A 23,181-nucleotide genomic window follows, 5' to 3' on the forward strand; every position below is an offset into this window, starting at 1 on the left:
ACTAGCTGCGCGTGGAATGCACGAAGTGCGGGCAGATTGACTAATGTGGAGAGCCCTGGAAAAACGAAAAACCCCCCGCTGCCAACGGAGGGTTTCTCTGTGTTTCCCCGAATTAGCGCCCGGACCAGCAGACAAGAACTCGGATGCTTACCAGAAATCGGTAAAGCCATAAACGGCAGCGCCAGGCAGGTGCACGCTGATGGGCTCTACAGTGCACTAGATCTAGCTACCGTGCAACAGGCAGATAGCCCGTATGGTGGGCAAGCTGTTGCACAGGATTTCACCACCGCCTGGGTTCTGCGGTGTAACAGGATGGTTGAATGTCAAGCCATCTTGTCCGGATATACCCTAATATCTGGTGCTCGTCCGTAACCAATCCATGACCTTGCGTGTGCGTACTGTTTCCTACGGTGATCGACTCGCTGCAAAATTGCGCGATTCACGGCCACTCATCCAAAGGATTTCCGGAGCCGGGGTCCCCCGTAAGCGTTGCCCCGCACACCCGTGTCGAGCGCTAGTCGTTCTTGGCCTTCTGTGATCATCCCCTAACCAACAGGTTACGCCACGGTAGACAGCGGCAAATTCTTCGATTCCGAGGCCGGAAGATCGACAGCCAATAACAACATATTCAAGATGACCAATTGCCGCCAACACCATATGCGCCCGGCCACAGCTATCCTCAACAGAAAGCCAACGAGCGGATTCCAAAACGGAAGGCGGACAAACTGTCCGTGTGACGCGGATCACTATGGAGGTTCCGCGTGTCGCTTCGGGCGTTACCAAAAGATCTTTCACTTTGCGCGGTGGTGCGTGTTGTTAACGCTCTCATGACACCCTTGCGCATGAAATGCATGTGCATCTCATGAAACGGTGAAACAGAAAGTGCAAGTTGCACCGGATGATCGGCTGGCCGGTAACCGGGCCCGAGCATTCTCCGGACAGCACAGTTGGCCGGGAGACTGGCAGCCAGGGACGAACACGAGGGCTACCTCGACGAGCTGACCCGGCAGTGGATTCAGGCCGAGGCGGCGAAGCCAGTGCGCGTGCCTGCGCCGGGAACCTCCGGCTTCGCGCCCGCCCGGGTGGGGCCTGCAGCGCGTGCATCCGGCTCAGATCCGATGGGTGCGCCGCCCAGACGACCGCCCCAGGCTGGCCCGGGCCTCGTGCGCAGGTCTGTGATGCGCGCTCCCACGCTTGCGCCGCGCTCGTCCCGGCATTGTGGCCTCCGGCCCCCGGCTATGGCCCGGCGAAGGCGTCCGCGGGGAGTCCTTCCGCTTCTGGTTCGAGCCCGGTGGGATGTCATCGCGCGGGGAGGCGTACGGCCCAACGCCACCGAGCTGACGACGCCGAAGCCACTCGGGCGGTCCGGAAAGGCCTGGTCCGGATGGGAATCGCAGTCGGCAGCCGACGCCACGTCGACATCGCGTCGTCACGCCGAGGCCGGGCGCCGCCAGGTCATGCGCCAGCTCAGCGACGAACTGCTGGCAGGACAGGCGGTGCAGCCGCAGCGTGTAGCGGGTGGCGTCGCTCAACACGAACACCACGCGCAGCGGATCGGTGAACACCGCGGCCGGCATCAGGCACCCACCCCCGCCAGGTCAGCCTTGTCGTCGAACTCGGCGAACAGGTCCCCGGTCAAGATCGGCGGCCCGGCCCGCGAGCACCCCGAAGTACGGCACGCAGAGTTGCCGGGTGAGGGCCTGTTCGGCCAGCCGCAGTCCGCGGTACTGATGCCGCCGGTAGTACTTTCCGTCACAGAACAGCACCAGCGCCGGGGCAGTGTCGAGGACGGCGAACGCCTGTTGTAGTGGCCGCATGTCGAAGGTGCCGGCGGCGGCGCGGTGCCCGCCGGCCTGGAAGTTGAGCCACGCGAGACGGTGCATGGCCGAATTTTGGTCGGGTTGCGGAACCTGGTGCATCGGGCGCTTTCCCTTTCCGATGTGGGAGTTCATGTGGGCGTGGGGTTCGCTAGTGGTTGCGCAGGAAGCCGGGGACGTAACGCGGGCGGCGCGTGCGGAAAATCCACCCGGCGACCAGCCAGGCATCATCGAGCAGATGATCGGCAAGGCGGTCGAGGTGGCGGGACTCGTCGTTGCTGAGGTGAACGTCCGTGGCGAGGAGCGCGCAGCGCATCGCGACTCGGGCGCAGCGCCCGCTCCCGCTGTGTGCTTGCGCGTCGATCAATGCCTGGATTGGGTCGACGTGGTCTTCAGTCTCTGGGGACGGAAGATCGTTCGACCGTGCCATCCATGAGGCGATCAGCGAGGCGTCCGCCTCGGTCAATGTCTCGGCGATCCGGCCGACGTGCTGCCAATCGAGACTGCTGAGCCTGTTCCGGGCCGCTACGTGCGCGTCGCGGATGATCTTGAATGGGCTGCGCTGGTCGCCGTCCGCGACGGGTTCCGTGGTGTGTTGCTGCGGGGTTGACATCAGCTCTTCTCGCTGTTCGGACGGTTACTGCCGGATCCTCGGAAAAAGGCGATGTTTGCGTCACCAGCTGCGGATGCGGTGGCCGGGCCGCACCCCACATCGATCCACTGCCGCGTCCCGGCCGCGGCGAGCGCGGTCATCGCCTGGGCTCAGCAGATGTTTGGGCACCTGTGGTGCCGGCGATGCGCCGGTCGGCGGCATTGACCGGCTGGACGCCGGCCTCGATGAGCAGCCTTCGGACCGTGGCCACGCTCTTGCCCATCTCGACGGCGATGGCCTCCAACGAGGCGCCTGCGGCGTACCGGCCAACGGCGGTCGTTGCGGCCTGGCGCCGGCGTTCCCCGGTCAGGCGACGTGTCTCAGGCAGGACCACGCCAGCCTCGATGAGCAGCGTCTGTACAAGCTCATAGCTGTGGCCGACCTCGGCCGCTACCTGGCTTATGGATGCGCCGGCCTTGTGTTTGGCTACTGCGACGGCCTGGAGCCTGCGCCTGCGCTCACCGACCAAACGTTCCGCGGGGCGAAAAGCCCCGGCCTCGATGAGCAGCGTCCGTACAAGCTGGTTGCTGTGGCCGACCTCGGCCGCTACCCGGCGGATGGAACCGCGGGCCTTGTATTTGGCTACCGCGACGGCCTGCAGCGTGCGCCGGCGCTCACCGGCCAAACGTTCCGCGGGGCGAAGAGCGCCAGCCTCGGTGAGCAGCGCCCGGACCACGGACGTGCTGTAGCCGATCTCAGCGGCGATGTCTTGGACTTCGACGCCTGCCTGGTACCAGGCGACGGCCTTCGCGCGCAGCTCTACGCGGCGGTCGCGATCGATCCGAGGGCGTTGTGAGCGGATAACGCCGGCCCCGATAACCAGTGCGCGAATGACCGACGTTGGCTTGCCCTGCTCTGCGCTGACCTTCCTGATGGAGGAGCCTTCGCTGTATCGGGCGAGAGCATCAGCTTTCATGGACTCGAGCTCGTCCTCAGACAGAGACGCGGTCGTAGACAACCGGCCTGCTTCCGCAGCTCGACCCCGGCCTCCAGGATCAGCGCCCGTGCCGTTGCGGAGCTGCCGCCGATCTCGGCGGCGACGGTCTCCAATGACGCCCCAGCGGTATACCGGGCAGCGGCTACGGCCGACACCTCGCGCCGACGCGCCCCGACCAGCCGATCGTGGCGGCCGTTAAATCCAGAGCCCTGCGGCGGCAGTGGACCGCCGGTGGACGTGAGGCCGGCGTTCGGGATGCGGATGTTGATGGGTTCAGACACGATCGAAACTCCGAAGCAGGGTCGTTGCTGTTGTTTCGTTAGCAAGCAGGTTGAGCAGCCCGGATTCGACCTGGGCGATCTGGGCGCCGCTGGCGAGAAGCGCGGACCGAAGGCCCATAACGTGCGGCCGGGGGCTCCTGCGCGGCTGCATATCCGGGATGTCGTGGAGGTCGGTGACGACCAGGTCGTACGGCCTTGGGACGTAGCTGATCCGCCCGTTTCACCGTCATCCGGTAGATGCTCGGCGGGACATGCGTGTGGGGGTGCAGCAGGCCGTACTCGGCGGAGATGAGCCGCATCCGGCCGCGGTGACGCGGATGCGTGGCCAGGCGCTCGCGCAGTCGGGACAGGCACCCGCCGTGATACAGGTCCCACGCCGGGACGAGCTGGTTCCGCTCCTGTGCGCGGGCGGTCGCCGACACGAAGATTATGCGACGGCCGATCGGGTCGTCCGCGTCGGCCCACCGCCGCGGCCCCGGTGGCGGTCATCCCGGAATCACCGCCGCCGGGGTTCGGACCGGCGGCGCGACGCACCCGGTCTGCGGCCCGGCGCTATGCATCCATCCGTACACCTCGTCGAACATCCAGCTACCTGAGCATGTGGGGTGGGGCAAGGGTTCTCGGCGCCGAGCCGAGGTGTGTCCCAGCCCAGCGCGGCAGACCTGCCCCGGCTGGCAGTATGGCGCTCACGCATCGGAGCCCTGCGAGTCCGCGAGCAGATCCAGCAGCACTGCCGTTGCCTCGTGCAGTTGCTGGAAGGACAAGACATCCAGCGCCACGGTGCTGCCGTTCCACGCCATGCTCACGACCACCTCGGGGGACCGGCCAGCCTCCTGGACGAGGAGCAGGTGGATGGGGCGGTCCTTGGTGCCGACGGTGATCTCCGTGCTGGAGTGCCGGCGGGCCACGGTGTATAGCGGGGCTGGCTCGGCGATCGTGCAGACACTCGGGTCGCACCAATGTGGATGGCTCACAGGTCAGACGCTCGCGAGGGGTGAGCGTGGGGCAGCCCGCCGGCGACCGAACGAGGGCACTCCGTGCAGGCCATCCAGCCGCCGCAGTCAGGACACCAGCACCTGGGCCCACGCACCGCCCACCCGGCCGCGGCCCCTATGACGAGCGCGACGAGCGCGACAACGGTCGTGAGCATCGGTCCAGCTCCTTCGGCAGGGGCGGTGGTGGGAGGTACGGGTGGGGGAAAGGCCCGGACTGGGGGTGAGGTGAGGCGGAGGGGATTCCCGCCGGTCGGGAGTCAGGGTTTTCTTGCCACAGCGCAGTACACGTCCAGCGGCCGCATCTCGTTGGGCACCACCGGGTCTTCGGCGTCGGGCCGCCACAGCGTGGTGGGCACGACTCCAGGAGCTTGGAGCTCGAGTCCGGCGAGGAAGTGGCCGATCTCCTCGGGAGTGCGCAGGTTGTAGTCGGCGCCGCCGCGCCGGGCGACCATCAACGCCGTGACGCTCGCGGGCGTGCGAATGCTGTCGTTGATGGCGACGTAACTGCCGGACGGGATCGCGGCGGCTACCCGGCTCACGATCCCCGCAGGGTTGTCGTCGTCGGCGACGTGACCCAGGATGCCGAGCATCAACACCGCAACCGGCAGGGTGAAGTCCAGCGTCTTGGCCGCCTCCGCCAGGATCTTGCCGGTGTCGCGGACATCGGCGTCCACGTAGTCGGTGACGCCGTCAGGTTTGCTGGTCAGCAGCGCGCGGGCGTGGGCCAGGACGAGAGGGTTGTTGTCCACGTACACGATCCGTGACCAGGGTGCGGCGCGCTGCGCCACCTCGTGGGTGTTGTCCGCGGTTGGCAGCCCGGTGCCGAGATCGAGGAACTGGTTGATGCCGGCGTCGGCGGCGGCCAGGACGAACCGGCGTAGGAACGCGCGGCCGGCCTTGGCGATGTGCTGGATTTCCGGATAGCCCGCCACCACCGCGTCGGCGACGGCGCGGTCAACGGCGAAGTTGTCCTTGCCGCCCAGGAGATAGTTCCACCACCGGGCGGAATGCGGGACGCTCGGGTCGCATCCGGGGGCGGGGCGGTTCTCGGTCATCGGTGGTCCGTTCGGGTTGCTGGTGGGGTGCCGGGTGCGCACCTTGAGCGCCTTTCGAAGGGCGCTCGCGGTTTGGCTCAGGTATGCCGTGTCCGGTCAGGATGCTGGCGGAGGCGTCGGTGATGCTGGCGGCATCACTGCGCGCGGATAGCCCGAAGGAATGGGGAGAGGAGAAGTGGTGATGTGCCGCCCCGGCTACCCGGGACCGGAAGCCGGCAGCGGCACATCACCGGGCCGGTCCGACTTACGGAATCGGGGGGCCGGTTGCGGACCGGTGGCTTTCGGGCGGCGCCGGGCAGGCGTCGCGCCACATCGGGTACTGCCGGGGACTTTCGTCGCCGTCGACGGCGAACGGCGGCTGGCTGAGGTAGCCGTATCGCCGAAACAGCGTCTGGTCGGCGCTGAACGGGCTGGTCATGAGGACTCTCACGCCGACGCCGCCGGCCGCCACATGCGACGGAGGGGGGCCGGGCAGTTCGACAGATTGATGGTGGGCGGGTTCATGTCGGTGTAGCCGTGACGCCGGTACAGCCGCGCGTTCTCCTCCCCGGTGGCTTCCAGGTAGGCGGATTCGCGTTTGGCGTCGAGTTCGGCGTGGGTGAAGTCCATCAGCCTGCTGCCGTAGCCCTGGCCCCAATGGTCGGGGTCGACGGCCAGGAACAGCAGGTGCCGGTGCGGGTCGTCCGGGTGCAGGGCATCCATCTTCTGGCCCAGTTCCTCGAACTGGGGCAGGTCCTCGCCGGAGACGGCGGCCAGCTGCTCGGCGTAGTCGTCGGGCTCGGCGAACGTGCCGGTGCGGTCGAACCACACCGCCGCGGCGCTGCTGTCCTCGGTCATGACGACCTGCCCGGCTCCCGCGATGGCGTGCGCGATGTGCAGCCGGTACCAGGCGCGGGACACCGGCCACCGCCGCTGGTCGTTGGGGACGAGGAAGCGGATGACGTCCAGGTGTAGGAAGGAGTCCGCGACGATGCCGGCGACCGCGTCGATGTCGCCGGGACCGGCGATGCGGATCCCGGGGGCAGGGGCGGGGGTGGAGCTGCTCATCAGTGGGTTCCCTTCGATCAGAGGACGGAGGACAGGCCGGAGGCTCCGGCCGCCGCGCTGCTGGCGCCGCGCCCGATGCCCTGGTAGACAACGGGTTTGGTTCTCCTGAGAATCAGGGCCCAGATGATGCCGCCGACGAAGGCGATCGCCATGGCGATCGGGCCGAAGATGGCCGGGCCGGTGCCGGGGTCGACGCCGTACAGCGCGGCCAGGTTGTCCACAGCCAGGTAGGACACCCACAACAGAAGCCCGGATGCGACCAGCGGTGCGAGCAGGCGCCGCCACACGTTCTCGCCGCGCTTGCCGCGGGCGAAGAAGCAGATGACGGAGATGCTGGTCAGGGTGTAGAGCAGCAGGACACCCAGGCCGCCGGTCGTGGAGCCCCAGAAGAACAGCTGGACCAGGGGATCCCAGCCGTTGATCGCGAACAGCAGGAGCACGAGAAACGCGAGCGCCGTCTGCGCGAAAGACGCGTTGCGAGGGGCGCCGCCCAGGGTGGTGTGGCTGAACCCTCGCCAGGCGACCCCTTCGCGGCCGAGAGAGTAGGTGTAGCGGGTGATGGCGTTGTGGAAGGCCAGCGCCGCCGCGATCAGGCCGGTGCCGAGCAGGATTTTCCCGACGGTCGCGGACCACTGACCGAGCGCGGCCGCGGCCTCGTTGAAGAACAGGTCAGGGCCTTCGGCGGCCGCACGGGAGAGAATCTCCTCCCCTGGGGCGGAGATCTGCACCCAGGATCCGAGCACGTACACCGCGGCGATCAGGGCGATGGTGGTGTAGGTGGCGACGGGGATGGTGCGCTGCCGGTTCTTGCTTTCCTCGATGTAGACCACCGACTGCTCAACGCCCGCGAAACTGGTCGCGCCGAGGACGATGAACACGCCCAGCATCGGGCCCGACAAACCACCGATGTCCATCGCCGTGCGGGAGAAGGCGAACCCGGGCGCGAGCGCGATCGCGATGCTGTACGCCACGACCAGGACCGTCTCGGCGGCGACCAGGATCATCAGGACGTAGCCCGAGATCTTGACTTCGTTCGCGCCGAGGACCGCCACGAGGAGCCAGGCAGCGTAGGCCGGGACCCACCAGGCCACGGGGAAGCCGATCCAATCCGTGAGCAGCGGGCCAAATTGCCATCCGAGCGCGCCGTAGCAGCAGAGCTGGAAGCAGTTGTAGACGAACAGTGCGACCCACGCTGTGCCGACGCCGAGCGGCCGGCCGATCCCCTGGGCGATGTAGGCGTAGAAGGCGCCGGCGTTTTCGATGTGGCGGGCCATCGTCAGGTACCCGACGGCGAAGACCATCAGCAGTGCGGCGACGGTGATGATCGCGATGGGGAAGCCGGTCAGGCCGGTCTGGGCCGCCGCGACGGGGACGACCACCGCAGTGACGGTCAGCGGCGCGACGCTGGAGGCTATGGCCGAGCCGATAGAGATCGCGCCGAGCCGATCGGCGGCCAGCGCGGTCGACACGCTGGCTTTCTCGGCGAGGGGGGATGATGCGCGCACAGTGGAATTCCTCCTGCAACTGGGAGACGGGGGCGGGGTGGTGCTCCGCGGGGTGTTAGCGAACGGCGGCAGCGTCACCGACGGCGTCCTCCGCGGCCTTCAGCAACTTCCGAGACTGTTCATCGAGGCCCTTGATCAGGGACAGCAGTAGGGAATGTTGGCTTGGCGTCAGGGTGGCCAGCGCATACTGGTGCAGGCCGGTGGCCAGGAACAGACCTGTCAGGACCAGCCCCGACCAGGACAGTCCGTGCCCTTGTTCCGCGGCAGTTCTGATCCAGCTCGCCGGACTTCCGGTGACGGTGGTGTTGTGAGGGACGTACCGCACCGTTTTGAACCTCCGCCAGCCCCGCTCCTCACGCCGGACCAGCCCGCCACGAGCGAGCCGCTCGCCGACCAGGGTCTCGGCGCGTTTCTTGTTGGCCAGGTACGACATCCACTCGCGCACGTCGTGGCCACGCTCTGCGGGGCGGGTGGCCTCCGGTACCGGAGGCCACCTCCAGTCGTCTCGTGGCTCCGGAGGCCAGACCTGGCCGTGCGGTTGCCGCGCGTGGGCGGCTATGTACGTCGGCGATGGCGTCGATGGCTGCGGTGGCCAGCCCTGCTCGTCTTGCTCCATCTTGGCGAGCAGGGCTTCCAGCGCGGCGTCCTCAGGCGCGGGGATCCCCGTACGGAACAGTTGGCCGTCCCGCAGCTGGCACCAATCGCCGTGGACCAGCGCCGCCAGCAGGCCCGTGGCCAGCCCGATTCCGAGGGGCCGGTCACCGATCAGGCGCGCGTTTCCGGGGCCGTCGTGCGCCGTTAGCCAAAGGTGATCGCTGGGCACAGTCAGCTCCGCTAACGACGGCATGGCGTTCCTTCCACTAAGTAGGCGTTGAGTCGAGGTCATGCGGGCAGCACGGCGCGCACGCCAGCGCGCCGTGTGCCACACGGCCGCATTGGCGTCACTCGTGCCTGTTTGCTGCGTCCGGCCGGCGAAGGGGATCGGCCGGGTCTACGCGATGTCGGGGCCGCTACCGGTTGCCCGGCAAGACGAGGCCGCCTGGCCCCCCGCTGCCAGGCGACTCGCCCGGCAGGACCATCCGCTAGTGCTGGCCCGGCAGCAGCAGGCCACCGCCCTCTAGCTGCTCGTCGCCGCGGCTGCCTCGGCAGATCTGGCACCACGGCCGACGCGCGTCGGGCGGCGCCGCCGCGGACATGGTGTTGAAGATCATCGGCAAGACGCCGAGCTTGGACTTAGCGAGCGCTCGTTTGATGGCGCCCGGGGGCGCGGACGCCTCTATCGTTCTCATGCGGGGGAAGCTCCTTGGATGGAAGACCGGGCCTTGGGTCGGTCCGGAGCCGGGAGGGGCGCCGGTCCGATCAGGCTGGCCATGGGGAGCGAAACGAGAGCCCAGCGGGGAGTCCGCTGTCGCGCTCGCTGGCGTTCAGGTGGACGTGATGACGGAGTTGCCGACCAGGACTTCCGTCTCGTGGACCAGCCGCTCAACGGCATCGGGTGCCCGCTTGAGAAGCCCGCGCAGTTCGGCCTCCACATCCCGGCCTTCACCGCCGAGGATGACGTGGCGGTGAAGGTCAATGGCCAGGAGCAGACCCCCGAAGAGGGTCTCGCGGTCGTTGAGCGTCTTGTCGCGTCGAAGTGCGTCCGAGACCCGGGACCAGGCCCAGCCAGAACATTGGAATTCTTGGGAACGTAACGAGTCCTCCGCCAGCGGCGTTCGAGGCCGTCCACCACCCCAGCCCGTGTGAGCCGGAGGCCAACGTGGTCATAGACGCTGCGGCCGCCGAGGTCTTGCGTCGCGATGTAGCTCAGCCAGTCACGCAGAGACGAGCAGGTCGGTTGCTCCTGAATCACGGACACGAGTTGGGCAGCGAGTCTGTCGACGGGCTTTCCTGCCACCTTCTGGACCACACCATCTGTGTCGACTTTGACGTAACGGTGCAGGATTAGCCTTCCCATGAGCGCCGCCGCCAGGCCGAAATTGGTGGTTCGCCGATGCGCCTGCCGCTTCCCGCGAACGTCGTGCAAGGCCAGCGACATGTCGTCCGCAACCAGCGTCCAACATGTTGTCTCGTCCGGCGCCCGATCCTCCTCGACCGCGCCCGCCGGAACCGACGCCGGCGAGAGCGGCCCGAAACCGGCGAGACACAGGGAACCGTCGCTGGGTCGCGATCCGGGATGCCACGCATGCTGGGGGACGTGAGGGCGGGGAACACCGCCGCCCTGCGACCCGTAGTAGCCATCAAGGCTCGTGCTGTCATCGGCTCCGTTGGTGAAGATACCGCCGTCGCGGGGGTTCATTGCCATACGCAGGTCACCTCCTCGGGGATAGGACCGACGCGGATCTGCTCGACGCGTCGGATGTAGAAGTGCATGGCGAAGAGCGCGGTCACTCCGAAGCGGCGCACGACGGCCGCGGCCAGAGCTTCCTTAATCGCCGACGCAGGAACCGGTCGAAGTCGACAGCCACACAAGGCGCGATATGCCGACTGGCCATTGGGTTGGCCGATCAGAAACATCGCCTGATCGCAGCCGCCGCAAATGGCTGGGAGGCGCAGCTGATACGCAGCATCCGTCATGACGGTCATGTGAGCCTCCCATCGCGTTTGCCCCCGTAGCGTTCAGGCGCTGCTCTTGGTCATGTGCGCTATTCCCTGGCGGCTTGCCTGACGGCGCACGAGCTAACGAACCCTGATGCGCCGGATACGGTCATATTCGGTCGCCTGGGTGGGTTCGCTGTCTCCGCTACTTGGGTTCCGGTGGAGCCCTCATCGACGGAGATCGGCTGATTGCACGGTGGATGTTCCGCGGGGTGTTCCGAGATCCAATGCTCACCCGTACTCTGTGTCTCCCGGAAGGCACTCCCTGTCCATACCCTGTCCTGGACATCCGGGACAGTCACACCCACTCAATACGGGAGCGGACATGCTTGACCGCCCAGAGACGTTCGGTGAGGCCCTGCGCCGGCTGATGGGAGATCGGAAGCACACCTTCCGGTCCCTGGGGCTCGCAGCGAACATGTCCAAGTCGAAACTGGGCCTGATGTGCCAGCCCGGCGCCACGGTGACCGATGAGGACGCGAGCGCTTTGGATGCGATCCTGCACTCCGACCTAACCTTGGTGACGGCAGCACAGAGAGATCGCCAAATGGCTGCGGCGACTGTGCTGCACGGACGCAACCGCTACACCGACCTCGCCGTGTCTCTAAGCGGAGAGTTCGCAGTTCAGGGAGTGAGTGCTGTGGACCGACGGAGTTTCCTGCAAAACGGGGTGCTCGTGCCTGCTGTAGTCCTCGAGCTGAGCCGACTCGGGCTCAGCGACGCCATGACCTCGCGCGGCAGCGTCTCCGCTGAGGAGTGGGAGGAGATCGTCGCCGACCATGGTTTCGCCTACATGACCACCCCACCGGGCGAGCTCCTCGAGCAGCTCATGGTCGACGTCCTGGCTATCCAGTACGCCGTGGACGGTGAACCGGAAGATAGCCGCCGAGCCCAGGATCTGAGGCGATGCGCGGCGCTGCTCGCCGCCCTGACCGCCATGACAGTGGCGAATCTCGGGCAGCTTCGCGAGGGTCGCAGGTGGTGGCGCACCGCCAAAACCTTGGCCGACCGGTCCGCCCACCCGGCCACACAAGCTTGGGTTTATGGTCGAGAGATCGTCAGGGCGCTCTATGAGAACCGCCCCATCGGAGCAATTATCAAGATGGTCGACGGGTTTGAAGCCAACCTTCCTCCAGCCCCGCAAGACGCCATGCTGGAGTTCGTGACCGGTAAGGCTCAATCCCTGGCGCTTGCCGGCCGACGTGACGAAGCCTCAGCATGCCTGCCAAGCCTGGAAAGAATCTGCGACGATCTTCCGAACTCGCTCATGGCCGACGGCGCATCCATTTTCGGCTGGTCTATGGATCGCCTCAGGTTTACCGAGTCATACGTTTACTCGTTCATCGGTGAGTATCCGAAAGCAGCGGAAGCCCAGGCGGCGGCGATCGGTCTATACGATCCGTCATACACCCGCGGACCTGCCCAGATCGAACTGCAGCGCTCGATCTGCCTCGCAAGGATCGGGGACTCCACACAGGCTGCTAGTCATGCAAAGAACGTCATTGATGGACTCGGCTCAGGTGACCGAATCCGGCCCGTGGTCGACCTCGGCTCCCGCGTCCTTACCGCGATACGCGGTACCGATCAAAATCTTCCCGAAGTGCGCGATTACCGCGAGTTCCTTGGTGCCGCTAAGCAGATTGAGGCATGAGTTGACATCCCAGGATCTGGATATCGAACTGCGGCACTCAGGCTCCGAAGATGCCTCGGCGCTCCGCGCTCAAGTCCTCCCGGTCTATGCCGCCTCCCATGCCGACCAGATGCATGACCCCTGGTTCTCGCCGGAGAGTTTCTGGGAACGGTTAACAGAAATCTATGCCAAGACCCGCGACTTCGACCTCGTAACCGCGTGGCAGAGTGGCAAAGTCGTTGGATACGCATTCGGCAGCCCGAGGGACACAGACGACCTCTGGCCGGACATACAGCCAGTATTCCCTCACATGACGCCACATGGCCCTGTGTACATCTTCCGTGAATTTGCCGTAGCGCCGGATTCCCAGAGGCGTCATATTGGCACTCAAATCCATGACGAACTACTCCGAGGCAGGCCGGAACAGGTAGCGCATCTGCTGGTGCGGCCAGATAACGTCGCCGCTCAGGCAGCATACGCACGATGGGGATGGAAGCGGGTCGGCAAGGTCAAGCCATTCGCCGACTCACCTACGTTTGACGCACTGGCGCTCGATCTCACCGAGCGTTATTGACCGATAAAGACGCTAACCTCGCGCCTTCAGTAAGGGCGGCGGGTGGCGGGGCTGGGGAACGCGAAAGTGCCTTCTGATCTGGGATGATCTGGCTTGTCTGGAGTCAAGATCGTCCCGCACGGAAGGCACTTTCAGAGTGCAGGGTACCGGTACGCGTCCGAAGGTTGTCGTTGCTGGTGGCGCTCGCGGTGTGGTCGGTCATGCCGGCACCCGTCTGCTGACCGATCTCGCCGATAGGACCGGGTTGACCAGGGGCTTCGTTGAAGCGCTCGGGCTGGACCGGGTTCGCCGCCCGGCGCACGAGCCGGGCCGCGTCGCGGTTGATCTGGCGGTGTTACTGGCCGACGGCGGCGAGGCCATCGCGGATTTGGCGGTGTTGCGGCAGCAGCCCGGCTTGTTCGGGCCGGTGGCCTCGGATCCGACGGCGTGGCGGGTCCTCAACCAGGTCGACACCCCGGCCCTGGCCCGGTTACGAGCCGCCCGGGCTGCCGCGCGGGAAGTGGCCTGGCTCCAGTTGCTCGAGACGCGCCGGTCGTTGCCGGCCACCGTGGTCCTCGGGCGGACGCTGCCCGGGTTCGTGCTGGACATAGACGCGACGATCGTGCTGGCGCACTCGGAGAAGCAAGCGGCGGCGCCGACCTGGAAACACAGCTTCGGGTTCCACCCGCTGCTGTGTTTTCTCGACGCCACCGGTGAGGCCTTGGCCGGGATGCTGCGGCCGGGTAACGCCGGATCGAATACCGCCGCCGATCACATCACCGTCCTGGGCCAGGCCCTGCAACAGGTCCCGGACGCGTATCGGTATGGCTGCCCGATCCTGATCCGCAGCGATTCCGCGGGCAGCAGCCACGAGTTCCTCGCCCACATCCGCGGCCTGCGCGAGCATGGTGTGGCGGCCGGGTTCTCCGTCGGGGTCGCGATCACCACACCGATCCGGGCCGCGATCACCGCCGCTTCCGATTGGGTGTCGGCGCTCGACGGCGACGGCAGCCTGCGCGATGGTGCCGAACTCGTCGAGCTCACCGACTATCTCGACCCGAGCGCAGTGGCCTCGTTCCCGGCCGGCACCCGGCTGATCTGCCGCCGGGAACGCCCGCACCCCGGCGCGCAGCTGTCGTTGTTCGACCAGGTCAACGGCAAACGGCATCAGGTCTTCGCCACCGACACGCCACACGGCGGCGGCTCGATTCAGTTCCTGGAAGTCCGGCACCGCTGCCACGCCCGGGTCGAGGACCGCATCCGCACCGGCAAGACCACCGGGTTCGGCCGGTTCCCCTCACGGCAGTTCGCGATCAACGCCGCCTGGCTGGAACTCGCCCTGACCGGCATCGACCTACTCTGCTGGACCCAACACCTGCTCCTGGACGGCGCCCTGGCCGCCGCCGAGCCGAAGAAACTGCGCTACCGGCTCCTGCATGTCGCCGCGAAACTCACCCGCACCGCCCGCACCACCACCCTGCGTATCGCCGCCGGCTGGCCCTGGACCCACGACCTCATCCGAGCCTTCGAACGCCTCACCGCCCTACCCGAACCCGTTACCTGACAACAGAATCCACCGCCCACCCGACCAGGACCACGGAGAAACCCGGCCTACGGCCGGGCGACACAGCCTGCCCTACCACCAACGCCGGCACCGATCCCTCATCCAACAACCGCCGAAACGATCAACCGCCGCTTAATGAAAGACGGAGGCTAACCGACTCGCCAGCTAGCAAGAAGTTCATCTAGCGAACCCGTGTCCGATCACGGATCGGTGCCTGCAGCTCGCAGATCTCACCGTGGTCACCGCCGGCCGACGAGGAGCAGCTGCAGCAAGCCCCGCCACAGGCGTCGTTGTAGCACCAAACCATCACGGTAGCGGTCCGCCAAGTGCAAGGCGCGGGAGCGGCGTTCTCCGCAGCGTTGATCCACAGCCGCACCAGCGGCGACGATCTCGTCAGCAGCCTCGGCTACGCGTGCGCCAGCGGCAGCCTCTGGTGCACCCGGTCCCTCGACGAACCTATGCCGCGCGACGACGAGATCAGAGCGCTGATGCGCTCGTGACCAGAGCTGCGGTCAACTTCGTCACGAACCGGGCCATGTGCGGATCGAAATGAGCCGCCGACCAGTCGACCGGCTCGTCCAGGCCGAACCAGCCGGTACCCCGGAACTCGCCAGGATCAGGCGTCATCTCCTGCGCACGGTCACCGCGCAACACGAACCACATTGTCACGTCGGTGTGGCTGTGCTGTCCCCGAGTCTGCGTCACCGACAGGAAGAAAGGCAGGTCACCGAATCCTTCGTGGAACCGGCCATCGATCCCGAGCTCCTCTCGCGCCTCACGCACGACCGTTGTCCGCGGATCCTCACCGTCGTCAACATGCCCCCCAGGCAGCAGCCAGCAGCCTGCCTTGACATGATCCACCAACATCAAGGCCGGGTTCGCTTCATCGAAAAGAGCGAAGTAGACGGCCAGATGCTTCGGCGGCGTCGTCGGAGGAACCGTCCGAAACAGCGGCGCGTCGGAGCGCACCCAAGCCACAATGTCGGCCTGGTCCTGCCGCTCACGTTCATCGAGCGGCACGACTCGCGACGCGAGATCCTCGACGATCATCCGTGGCCCATCAGCGCGCACCATCGAACCTCCAGCACAAGAGCGGACATCCAGCAGAAACTTGGCGAGGCTACCGTGCGCGCCGCCGCCGAGAGAGCGTCCGCCGCCCGCGTGTCACCCGAGCCCACAAGAAGTGGTCCGGCGCCGCACCCATCGCCGCGTCCGTGCACAGGCACATCGGCAAACCCCTACAACCAGCCACGTGCGGAACCCCCGCTTGGATGCTCACGGCCTGCCAGCCGTCTGACCATGGAGACGCTTTGACGACACTCGATCTGCCCGCGCTGCTCGATCTGGCCCGTAGCGTGACCGCGGCCGCCGAACATCACTTCCACACCGGCGGGCCGGGCGCGATCCGCGTCAAGGGTGACCGGGACATGGTCAGCACCGCCGACGTGACGGTCGAGCGGCAGATCCGGGCACAGCTTCGCGAGGCGACACCCGACTTCGGGTTCCTGGGCGAAGAAGAAGGCGAGGACCTCCCGCAGGCGCCGACCCGGTGGATCCTCGACCGGTCGACGGCACCGCGAACTTCATCCGCGGCATGCCGCTGTGCGGGATCTCTCTCGCGCTCGTCCACGAGCAAACCGCCGTCCTCGGGGTTCATCACCCTGCCCTACCTCCGCCGTCCCTACTGGGCCGCGACGGGCCTCGGTACCTGGCGAGACGGCCAAACCGTCCGACCGGCTACGGCCGCGGCCGTGCGGGACACGACGATCGCGATCGGTTACTTCACCCTCGGCCGCGGCGACCCCGAGCGTGACCGTGTGCTACTCGCCCTCGTGGCGCGCCTGGCGCAGCGGACCCGGATGATCGGCGCCTCGGCCGTGGATCTCGTCCTGTCGCTGACGGCGGGTTCGACGCCTCGGTCACGCACGCCAACCGGTCGTGGGACATGGCCGCCGGGGTGGTCACGGCCAGGTGGTCGTCGAGCGCAGTCCGGCGACGCGCCGGGCCGCCGCTCAGACTGTGGCACGATCCGGCCGAGACAGTGAAATCCAGACCGCTTGTGCCTATCCTGGCCGGTATGGCGGTCCCGGACGCGTACGCACTCGAACCTAACGCGGGCGAGCTGCTCGTCTTTGGGGGCGTCACCATCCTCGTCAGAGCGGCGGCGGTCCAAACCGGGGGCGCGTTCACGCTCTTCGAGGAGGTGCCGCCGATGGGGGATACGCCGCTACACGTGCACGAGCGCGAGGACGAGCTGTTCTACGTGCTTGAGGGCGAGCACGTTTTCCGGGTTGGGGAGCAGGAGCACCGCGTCGGGCCGGGCGGCGTTGTGTTCGGCCCGCGGGGCGTCCCCCACTCCCAGCGCAGAGTGGTCCCCGGCGAGGGCCGTCTGCTCGTTCTGACTGCCCCAGCGGGATTAGAAGGGTTCTTCCGGCACCTGGCGGCAGCGCAGGAGGCGGGAACACTTGGGCCGGACGCCCGGGCCGAGGCGTCAGCGCAGTACGGGATTACCTGGATGGACTGACGTGCCGTCGTGACACGGCTTTGATGCGGCTGCGGCCGCTGTGGCCGGGGATGTCGGGGTGCGCGACGCGGGCGTACTTGTCCACCTCGCAGACAGGTTCTGTGCGGCGCGACTTGGTCGGTCGGGCTGCGGCAAATGCGACACAAGACGAGCGCGCTCGCGACCGACTGCTGATTCTTGCCCAACACGAACCACCCTCTGAGTTCGTCGGATCCGACGAAGGTGAACATGCGCTTGCCCGTGGCCGACGGCTGTGGTTCGCCGCGGAAGCGGTGCACACCGACACCAATGCCCGCGGCCGGCTCGGACAGCCACCGACGGTCGAAGCCACGTTCCTCGAACCACTCACAGATCAACGGCACCCGGTCCGGGGCGCCACGGTGACGAGTCCAGATCGCGACGCCGCCGGTCCTGCACAACTGGCGGCAGAAGTCGACGGTTCGCCGACGGGGTCCTGGCGGCCGATCACGCCCGGCTCGAAGGAATCAGCGCTGGTGGTGGACGACAAGGAGCAGCGGCACGGGTGGTTCTCGGTGGTCGAACTGGACGGCGGCACGCCGAGCGGCTCAGCGGCGCTGTGGGACATCAACAACCACAACCGCTCCGCGCACCTCGGGCTGGCGTTGCGGCCCTCCGCCCGCGGCAAGGGCTACGGCACCGACGTGGTCGCCGTGCTGTGCCAGTACGGTTTCGTCGTGCGCGGCCTGCACCGGCTGCAGATCGAGACGTTGGCCGACAACGCCGCGATGCTGAGCTGCGCCGAAGGCAACGGTTTCGTCCGCGAGGGCGTGCGACGCTCGGCGGCCTGAGTGATGGGCGAGTTCCTTGACGAGGCGCTGTTCGGGCTCCTGGCCCGGGAGTGGCGATCAGCGTAGGTTGCCGGGCGGTCCGCGGGTCGCCGAAGGCGCTGACGCTGACCCACGGAGTCGCAACGGATCGCTCATTGCGGGATCCGCCCCGTTCGCCAGCAGCCGTCGGCGGGGCCGTCACTCGTTCGGTGGGCCAAAAGACAAAGTTCAGTGGCATACGAACAGACTTCGTTGGCAACGGACAGCACCTGACCCGCCGCGGCCACCACATCCACGTCGTCGGGCTCTACCCCCATCGCGCCCCGGCCCGCCTACCCGACCGGCCGCTCGACCGGCGCACCGTTCTGCACGCTCCGCCCCGCAATCCCCACCGGACGCCGTCGCTCTCCACACGGCCAAGCAGCGAATGCGGGACCTGCTCGCGGACCCACACCTTTGGGCGAGAAAACGGGGCTGCGCACAATCGTCGATCGGCAGGTGGGCCGGTCGGCATGACGGACGGCCGGCCTGCCCTGTACTTTCTTGATGTCCGACGTCGTGGGTTGCCGGTGCTGCCCGGCCCTGAGGCCGCGGAGAACGGCCCGGACAACAGCTTTGAGGGGCTGGCAAGCTGACAGGCGACGCAGGCATCCGGCCCACGCCGTGAAACTGGTCTGGCACAGGCGTGTGAACGGTGAAGGCGCCGATCGAGGCCGCTACCGGCCAGTGGTCAACTTGATCGCCAATTCCCCCACGAGCGCGTCGGCGAGGGCAGGCAACTGGTCCCGGTCGAGGCGTACGCCGCGAAGGCCGGTGACGGCGGTGAGGCCGTGCAGGTCATTGCCGCGCAGGTCGGCGCCGCGCAGATCGCTGCGCTGAAGGTCGAGCTGGCCGAGCCGGCACTGGTCAAAGACGCCTTTGGTGAGGGTGCTGTCGGCGATGGTGGTTTCGGCCAAGGAGCAGCGCAGGAAGGCCACCGGACCGGCAGTGGTGACTCGGGTGAGGGTGCTGTAGTCAAGCCGGCATTCCTCGAGGACGACGTCGCGCAGGGTCACGGTGTCCCAATTGGAGCCCATCATGGTGCAGCCGGCCACGACGCATCGGTCCAGGGTGACGCGGGTGAAGGTGCTGGCGGACAGGTCGGCGGCGGTGAGCCAGCAGTTGCTGATCACGGTATCGGTGAGGGTGGCTCGCGCCCATCGGTCGCCGGTCAGGACGCTGTCGGTGACTCGCTCGCCCGGCCGGGGTACGCGGTCGACTGGTACAAGGTCGCTGGGGTCGTCGCTGGGCAGAGCGATCCGCGAGTCGCGCACGGTCCGTGTTCGCACCAGTCCACCCTATAGCTGCTGGTGGCGACCGCCGGCGTGCACGGCCTGCCACCAGCCGTGGGTTGCTTTAGCGGTTGTTCCAGTTGTCCCAGCTGGGCCGGTTGTCGAAGGTCGGGCCAGTGTTGTCCCAGGTGGACCGGTTGTCGAACTTAGCCGCTTCGGGAAGGTCACCGGTCGTGACAATGCCGGTGAGATGCAGCGGGTCGAGCGTGGTGGCGGGGGCTGCGGTGAGCAGGGCGAGTGCGGTCATCGGGCGTCTCCTTGGATCAGGTCGAGCGCGGCGCGCACGACGGCTTGGTAGGTGGTGCGGCAGTAGTTGGTCTCGGTGACGTTGAAGCGGCCGTGTTCGAAGTACCGGTTGCCGGCCTGGGCGCCGTGACAGAAGTCCCAGAACTCGCATTCGGTCGCGCACCGGCGAAGGCCCGTCGTGGAACTCGGAGACATACCCCGGCCGGTCGGCTGCGAGTAGCTGGGGGAGGGAGGCGGTCAGCAGGTTGCCGATGACGAAGTCGTGGTAGCCGGGAGCGGTGACGCCGAGCAACTCCGGCGACAGCAGCACGGTCTGCCCAGTCGCGGCGACCGTGGGGATCGGGTCGTAGACGACCGGCCGGGCCGGCTGGCCGCTGCGGGCGTGGTCCAGGTAGCCGCGGAACCGGTCGAGGTCACGCACGCGCAGCTGCGGATACTGGGGGCTCAGCTGCCACAGCCGGTGCCAGAACGTGCGGGCCTGCTCGGGGGTGACTTGCCGGCGGTGGGCGTTGAGTCCTTCCTGCTCCTCGATGTTGAACCCCACACTCGCGCAGCCGAGCTGGGCGAAGAACGCCAGCAGCTCGTCCGCCTGGTTGATGCCGTCGACGGTGACCACGCAGATCGCGGTGAAGGCGATGCCCGCCTCGCGCAATCTGCTGATCCCGGCCCTTGCGCGGTCGAACGATGGCCGCCCACGGCGGTCAGCGCGGATCACATTGAGCTGCGGCGGGCCATCGATGGAGACCCCGACGCGCACGTCGTTGGCGGTGAACAGATCGATCCAGTTCTGGTTGATCAGCGTCGCGTTGGTCTGGACCGCGTGCACGACCCGGCCGTCACGGCGCAACGACTCGAACGGAGCCAGCAACGCGCGCATGTGGTCGAGGGGTGTGGTCAGCGGTTCCCCGCCGTGCCAGACGACCTCCACCGGATAGGTGCTGCCCTGCTCGGCGATCGAGGCAGCGAGCCGTTCGGCGACGCGGGGCGGCATCAGCGTCTGCCGACCGCGATCGGGTAGATAGCAGTAGGCGCAGTCCAAGTTGCACAGCGTCGCGGGCTGTACGACCACCGCGCGGAACGTCGTGCCGACCCTTGGGGCGTCCGCCGGCCGTTCGCGCAGCTGCGGCGACGATCCATTGGCCGGCCGCATCCGCGGTCGGGGATGGCAGATCTCGAGGGGCTGAGTCCGATGCATGGAGTTCCTCCCGGCGGCGAGCGATCGGGGAGTTCCGGATGTCTCCAGCAGAGCCCGCCGCCGCCCGGGTCCGGCAGACGTGCGCAGCCGTGTCCGGTGTTGCGCTCCGGCGCCCGGTTGTGCCGGGTTGTGCGCAAGCGACGCCGTCTATCCGTGAGCCGCGGCACAGCTATACGATTCAAACGGAAAGTAGTTGCTCGGACACCAAAAGTTGATCTCGTGAGGGAAGGACCGAGGTGGCCGCATCGGACCGACCGCTCAACACGTACCTCGCTGCGTTGATCGCTCAGGCGGGAATCTCGCACGCGGCGCTCGCCCGGCAGGTCAACCAGCTCGGCCGCCAGCGCGAGCACGGCAGCCTCGACCTGCGCTACGACTCCAGCTCAGTCAACCGCTGGCTGCGCGGAGCCATCCCCGCCGCCCCCGTACTTACTCTGATCGCTGCGATCCTGTCTCGACGCCTCACCCGGCCGGTTGACCCCGAACACCTGGTCGGCGGCAAAGACTTCCTCCAGCTTCCCGTCGATGCCGTCGACACCGCGAAAGCCGCGACTGGCCTGTCGCACCACGCTGCGCACCGGCGAGGCGCCGCCCGCTACCCGTTCGTAGCGCAGGCCGGCCCCGAGGCCGGCTGGCGGTGGGCCTTCGCCACCACCGACCCAGATGTCACCGGTACTGGCACCCGCCGCGTCGGCATGAGCGACGTGCAACGCCTGCACACCGCCCGCAAGGACTTCGCGGACCTCGACCGGCGCCACGGCGGCGGCTACGCACGGGCCTGGCTCACCGACTACCTCGACCACGAAGTTGCCCCTCTGCTGCACGGCCGCTACCGCAACAGCGTCGGCCGGGAACTGTTCTCCGCCGCGGCGATCCTCACCGAGACGGTCAGCTACATGGCCTTCGACGACGGCGAACACGGCCTCGCGCAACGGCTCAGCATCCAAAGCCTCTCCCTGGCCAAACACGCCGGCAACACCGCCTTCGGCGCCTACGTGATGAGCAACATGGCGGCCCAGCTCGTCTACCTTGGCGACGGCCGAACCGCAGCACAGATGGCCTGTGCTGCCGCCAGCACCAGCAGGCAGACCCCCGGCCCGCTACTGGCGCGGATCTTCACCACCGAAGCCCGCGGCCACGCTCTCGCCGGAGACATCAACGCCTGCCGGACCGCCCTCGATCATGCCGAGAACGCGAGGGCCCAACCCGGCGACGCGCCCGGCTGGCTCGGCGCCTCTAGCCCGGCCCACCACGCCGGCTCCGCCATGCACTGCCTGCACGACCTTGGCGTGCACACCGAAGCCGTCCGGCACAGCAGTGCCGCTCTCGACCTTCCACACGACAGCGCCCGGGCCCGAGCTCTGCACCACATCCTGCTCGCTCGCGTCCACCTCGGTCTGCACGGCATCGACCGCTCCTGCGAAACTGCCCGCCACGCCCTGCAAGCCGCCATCCAGCTACGCTCGCAGCGCCTTCACGACCGGATCCGCGAGTACGCCAGCGCCTTGACACCACACCGGCGCCATCCCGCAGCCCAAGCCTGGCAGGCGGAAGCCCGCGAGTTGCTCGCCGCTGCCTAACGATCACCAACCGACTGGCCCGCACCTGCGGTGTCCGTGCTGGCGTGGTCGACCATTGAGCCGTTGTGTAGGTAAGCGACGCCGCCGGACTCTCGCGCACGTAGAGCTGCTTCCACGCGGTCGGCGGTATTCGCAGTGAACCGCTGCCGCAGATGCGAGGAATCGACGAACTCGACGGCGTCCAACTCCTCGGTCTGCAGCGTGACCCGCGAAAGATCGTCGAGGGTGCCCCCATCGAACACGTAGCCGAACCATGCCTTGCGCACGGCGTTCGGAGCGACCCAGTCCATCACCAGCAACCGGCCCAGGCGGACTCGGAGTCCGAGCTCTTCGGCGACCTCCCGGGCGCAGCAGACGTGCGGCGGCTCGCCGGCTTCCATGATGCCGCCTGGCGCGTTCCACGACGTCCGATAGTTCGGCTTCACCGCCAGCACAGAAGTACCCGCAGGATTCGTGATCAACGCGCTCGCCGACGCCAGAAAGCTGGGCAGACTCGCATACCACTGCGCCGGATCCAACTGCTTACCCACAGCCGCATGCTACCGGTCCGCCACGGCTGGCGACCGCACCGTGCCCGGGTACCGGAGAGGACATCTGATCATGGGTGTCCAAACAGGGGACCATCGGCAGCCTGGTCGAGAGCAACACTTGCTACGTCGAGGCCCAACGCCACTCCTTGCGCAGAGGCTCACCACCTACCGCCGAATACGGAGGGCCGAGATTGGCACAACGTTGCGGCGAGATGCCACTTCACGGATGGCGCGAAGTGCGGATTCAGTCGATGGTTTCGGCGCGCTGATCTTCGATTGGGACGGCACGCTTGTCGATTTCCCTGTCAAGTTCTTCTGTTCAGCTCGCATGGTCTCTCAGCAGCGTGGAATGG

The 23,181-nt window shown here is 67.2% G+C and carries 23 protein-coding genes and 1 pseudogene; 7 read left to right on the plus strand and 17 right to left on the minus strand.

Features of this window, described 5'->3' with window-relative positions:
• Nucleotides 1–1,598: 1,598 nt before the first annotated feature.
• From ACZ6TI_RS46515 to ACZ6TI_RS46575, 13 genes and pseudogenes are all read right to left on the minus strand, one after another.
• Nucleotides 1,599–1,883, minus strand: coding sequence for a hypothetical protein (locus ACZ6TI_RS46515; protein WP_465351735.1), 285 nt, complete (start codon nucleotides 1,881–1,883; stop codon nucleotides 1,599–1,601).
• 85 nt (nucleotides 1,884–1,968) lie between these two features.
• Nucleotides 1,969–2,430, minus strand: coding sequence for a hypothetical protein (locus tag ACZ6TI_RS46520; RefSeq protein WP_465351736.1), 462 nt, complete (start codon nucleotides 2,428–2,430; stop codon nucleotides 1,969–1,971).
• Between the two features lie 136 nt (nucleotides 2,431–2,566).
• Nucleotides 2,567–3,385 carry a helix-turn-helix domain-containing protein gene (locus ACZ6TI_RS46525; RefSeq protein WP_465351737.1) on the minus strand — a complete coding sequence of 273 codons (819 nt, stop codon included), beginning with the start codon at nucleotides 3,383–3,385 and terminating at the stop codon, nucleotides 2,567–2,569.
• Entirely contained in the window at nucleotides 3,382–4,176 is a 795-nt protein-coding gene (locus ACZ6TI_RS46530; protein ID WP_465351738.1) for a helix-turn-helix domain-containing protein, read from the minus strand. Before ACZ6TI_RS46530 ends, ACZ6TI_RS46525 begins: the two co-directional genes overlap by 4 nt.
• A gap of 197 nt (nucleotides 4,177–4,373) precedes the next feature.
• The gene (locus ACZ6TI_RS46535) at nucleotides 4,374–4,661 is read right to left on the minus strand and encodes a hypothetical protein (RefSeq protein WP_465351739.1); all 288 of its coding nucleotides are present in this window, start codon (nucleotides 4,659–4,661) and stop codon (nucleotides 4,374–4,376) included.
• Nucleotides 4,662–4,939: 278 nt separating this feature from the next.
• On the minus strand, nucleotides 4,940–5,737 hold the full coding sequence (locus ACZ6TI_RS46540; RefSeq protein WP_465351740.1) for an SAM-dependent methyltransferase: 798 nt from the start codon (nucleotides 5,735–5,737) through the stop codon (nucleotides 4,940–4,942).
• A gap of 244 nt (nucleotides 5,738–5,981) precedes the next feature.
• Nucleotides 5,982–6,155, minus strand: a complete 174-nt coding sequence (locus tag ACZ6TI_RS46545) for a hypothetical protein (protein ID WP_465351741.1) — start codon at nucleotides 6,153–6,155, stop codon at nucleotides 5,982–5,984.
• 8 nt (nucleotides 6,156–6,163) lie between these two features.
• Complete coding sequence (locus ACZ6TI_RS46550; RefSeq protein ID WP_465351742.1) at nucleotides 6,164–6,784, minus strand: GNAT family N-acetyltransferase; 621 nt, start codon at nucleotides 6,782–6,784, stop codon at nucleotides 6,164–6,166.
• Between the two features lie 17 nt (nucleotides 6,785–6,801).
• The gene (locus tag ACZ6TI_RS46555; RefSeq protein ID WP_465351743.1) at nucleotides 6,802–8,367 is read right to left on the minus strand and encodes an APC family permease; all 1,566 of its coding nucleotides are present in this window, start codon (nucleotides 8,365–8,367) and stop codon (nucleotides 6,802–6,804) included.
• Entirely contained in the window at nucleotides 8,345–9,112 is a 768-nt protein-coding gene (locus tag ACZ6TI_RS46560; protein WP_465351744.1) for a GPP34 family phosphoprotein, read from the minus strand. The genes ACZ6TI_RS46555 and ACZ6TI_RS46560 overlap by 23 nt, the downstream gene beginning before the upstream one ends.
• Before the next feature lie 259 nt (nucleotides 9,113–9,371).
• Nucleotides 9,372–9,578: a hypothetical protein gene (locus ACZ6TI_RS46565; protein WP_465351745.1), complete on the minus strand. Its 207-nt coding sequence runs from the start codon at nucleotides 9,576–9,578 to the stop codon at nucleotides 9,372–9,374.
• 395 nt (nucleotides 9,579–9,973) lie between these two features.
• A pseudogene (locus ACZ6TI_RS46570) lies at nucleotides 9,974–10,594 on the minus strand (GPP34 family phosphoprotein); the annotation flags it as partial.
• Nucleotides 10,585–10,875, minus strand: coding sequence for a hypothetical protein (locus ACZ6TI_RS46575; RefSeq protein WP_465351746.1), 291 nt, complete (start codon nucleotides 10,873–10,875; stop codon nucleotides 10,585–10,587). The gene ACZ6TI_RS46575 and the pseudogene ACZ6TI_RS46570, both read right to left, overlap by 10 nt.
• A gap of 337 nt (nucleotides 10,876–11,212) precedes the next feature.
• On the opposite strand from ACZ6TI_RS46575, the gene ACZ6TI_RS46580 reads away from it, so the two are divergent.
• The 3 genes from ACZ6TI_RS46580 (at nucleotide 11,213) to ACZ6TI_RS46590 (ending at nucleotide 14,634) form a co-directional block, all read left to right on the plus strand.
• Nucleotides 11,213–12,538 carry a hypothetical protein gene (locus ACZ6TI_RS46580; RefSeq protein WP_465351747.1) on the plus strand — a complete coding sequence of 442 codons (1,326 nt, stop codon included), beginning with the start codon at nucleotides 11,213–11,215 and terminating at the stop codon, nucleotides 12,536–12,538.
• Nucleotide 12,539: 1 nt separating this feature from the next.
• Nucleotides 12,540–13,091 carry a GNAT family N-acetyltransferase gene (locus tag ACZ6TI_RS46585; RefSeq protein ID WP_465351748.1) on the plus strand — a complete coding sequence of 184 codons (552 nt, stop codon included), beginning with the start codon at nucleotides 12,540–12,542 and terminating at the stop codon, nucleotides 13,089–13,091.
• 136 nt (nucleotides 13,092–13,227) lie between these two features.
• Entirely contained in the window at nucleotides 13,228–14,634 is a 1,407-nt protein-coding gene (locus ACZ6TI_RS46590) for an IS1380 family transposase (protein WP_465351749.1), read from the plus strand.
• 477 nt (nucleotides 14,635–15,111) lie between these two features.
• Here ACZ6TI_RS46590 and ACZ6TI_RS46595 read toward each other — a convergent pair whose 3' ends face one another.
• The gene (locus ACZ6TI_RS46595; protein WP_465351750.1) at nucleotides 15,112–15,684 is read right to left on the minus strand and encodes an NUDIX hydrolase; all 573 of its coding nucleotides are present in this window, start codon (nucleotides 15,682–15,684) and stop codon (nucleotides 15,112–15,114) included.
• Between the two features lie 260 nt (nucleotides 15,685–15,944).
• On the opposite strand from ACZ6TI_RS46595, the gene ACZ6TI_RS46600 reads away from it, so the two are divergent.
• The 3 genes from ACZ6TI_RS46600 (at nucleotide 15,945) to ACZ6TI_RS46610 (ending at nucleotide 17,967) form a co-directional block, all read left to right on the plus strand.
• The gene (locus tag ACZ6TI_RS46600) at nucleotides 15,945–16,679 is read left to right on the plus strand and encodes an inositol monophosphatase family protein (RefSeq protein ID WP_465351751.1); all 735 of its coding nucleotides are present in this window, start codon (nucleotides 15,945–15,947) and stop codon (nucleotides 16,677–16,679) included.
• 32 nt (nucleotides 16,680–16,711) lie between these two features.
• Complete coding sequence (locus ACZ6TI_RS46605; protein WP_465351752.1) at nucleotides 16,712–17,158, plus strand: cupin domain-containing protein; 447 nt, start codon at nucleotides 16,712–16,714, stop codon at nucleotides 17,156–17,158.
• 101 nt (nucleotides 17,159–17,259) lie between these two features.
• A complete protein-coding gene (locus tag ACZ6TI_RS46610) occupies nucleotides 17,260–17,967 on the plus strand; it encodes a GNAT family N-acetyltransferase (protein ID WP_465351753.1) in 708 nt (235 codons plus the stop codon).
• A gap of 695 nt (nucleotides 17,968–18,662) precedes the next feature.
• On the opposite strand, the gene ACZ6TI_RS46615 is transcribed toward ACZ6TI_RS46610, so the two are convergent.
• Both ACZ6TI_RS46615 and amcA read right to left on the minus strand, forming a co-directional pair.
• Nucleotides 18,663–19,259, minus strand: a complete 597-nt coding sequence (locus ACZ6TI_RS46615) for a pentapeptide repeat-containing protein (protein WP_465351754.1) — start codon at nucleotides 19,257–19,259, stop codon at nucleotides 18,663–18,665.
• Nucleotides 19,260–19,341: 82 nt separating this feature from the next.
• Complete coding sequence (amcA, locus tag ACZ6TI_RS46620) at nucleotides 19,342–20,718, minus strand: multiple cyclophane-containing RiPP AmcA (RefSeq protein ID WP_465351755.1); 1,377 nt, start codon at nucleotides 20,716–20,718, stop codon at nucleotides 19,342–19,344.
• 236 nt (nucleotides 20,719–20,954) lie between these two features.
• On the opposite strand from amcA, the gene ACZ6TI_RS46625 reads away from it, so the two are divergent.
• Nucleotides 20,955–22,298: a hypothetical protein gene (locus ACZ6TI_RS46625; RefSeq protein ID WP_465351756.1), complete on the plus strand. Its 1,344-nt coding sequence runs from the start codon at nucleotides 20,955–20,957 to the stop codon at nucleotides 22,296–22,298.
• On the opposite strand, the gene ACZ6TI_RS46630 is transcribed toward ACZ6TI_RS46625, so the two are convergent.
• The gene (locus ACZ6TI_RS46630; protein ID WP_465351757.1) at nucleotides 22,295–22,828 is read right to left on the minus strand and encodes an NUDIX domain-containing protein; all 534 of its coding nucleotides are present in this window, start codon (nucleotides 22,826–22,828) and stop codon (nucleotides 22,295–22,297) included. The two genes, ACZ6TI_RS46625 and ACZ6TI_RS46630, sit on opposite strands and share 4 nt — an antisense overlap.
• Nucleotides 22,829–23,181: the final 353 nt, after the last annotated feature.

This window comes from Actinoplanes sp. NPDC051388, from assembly GCF_055586225.1.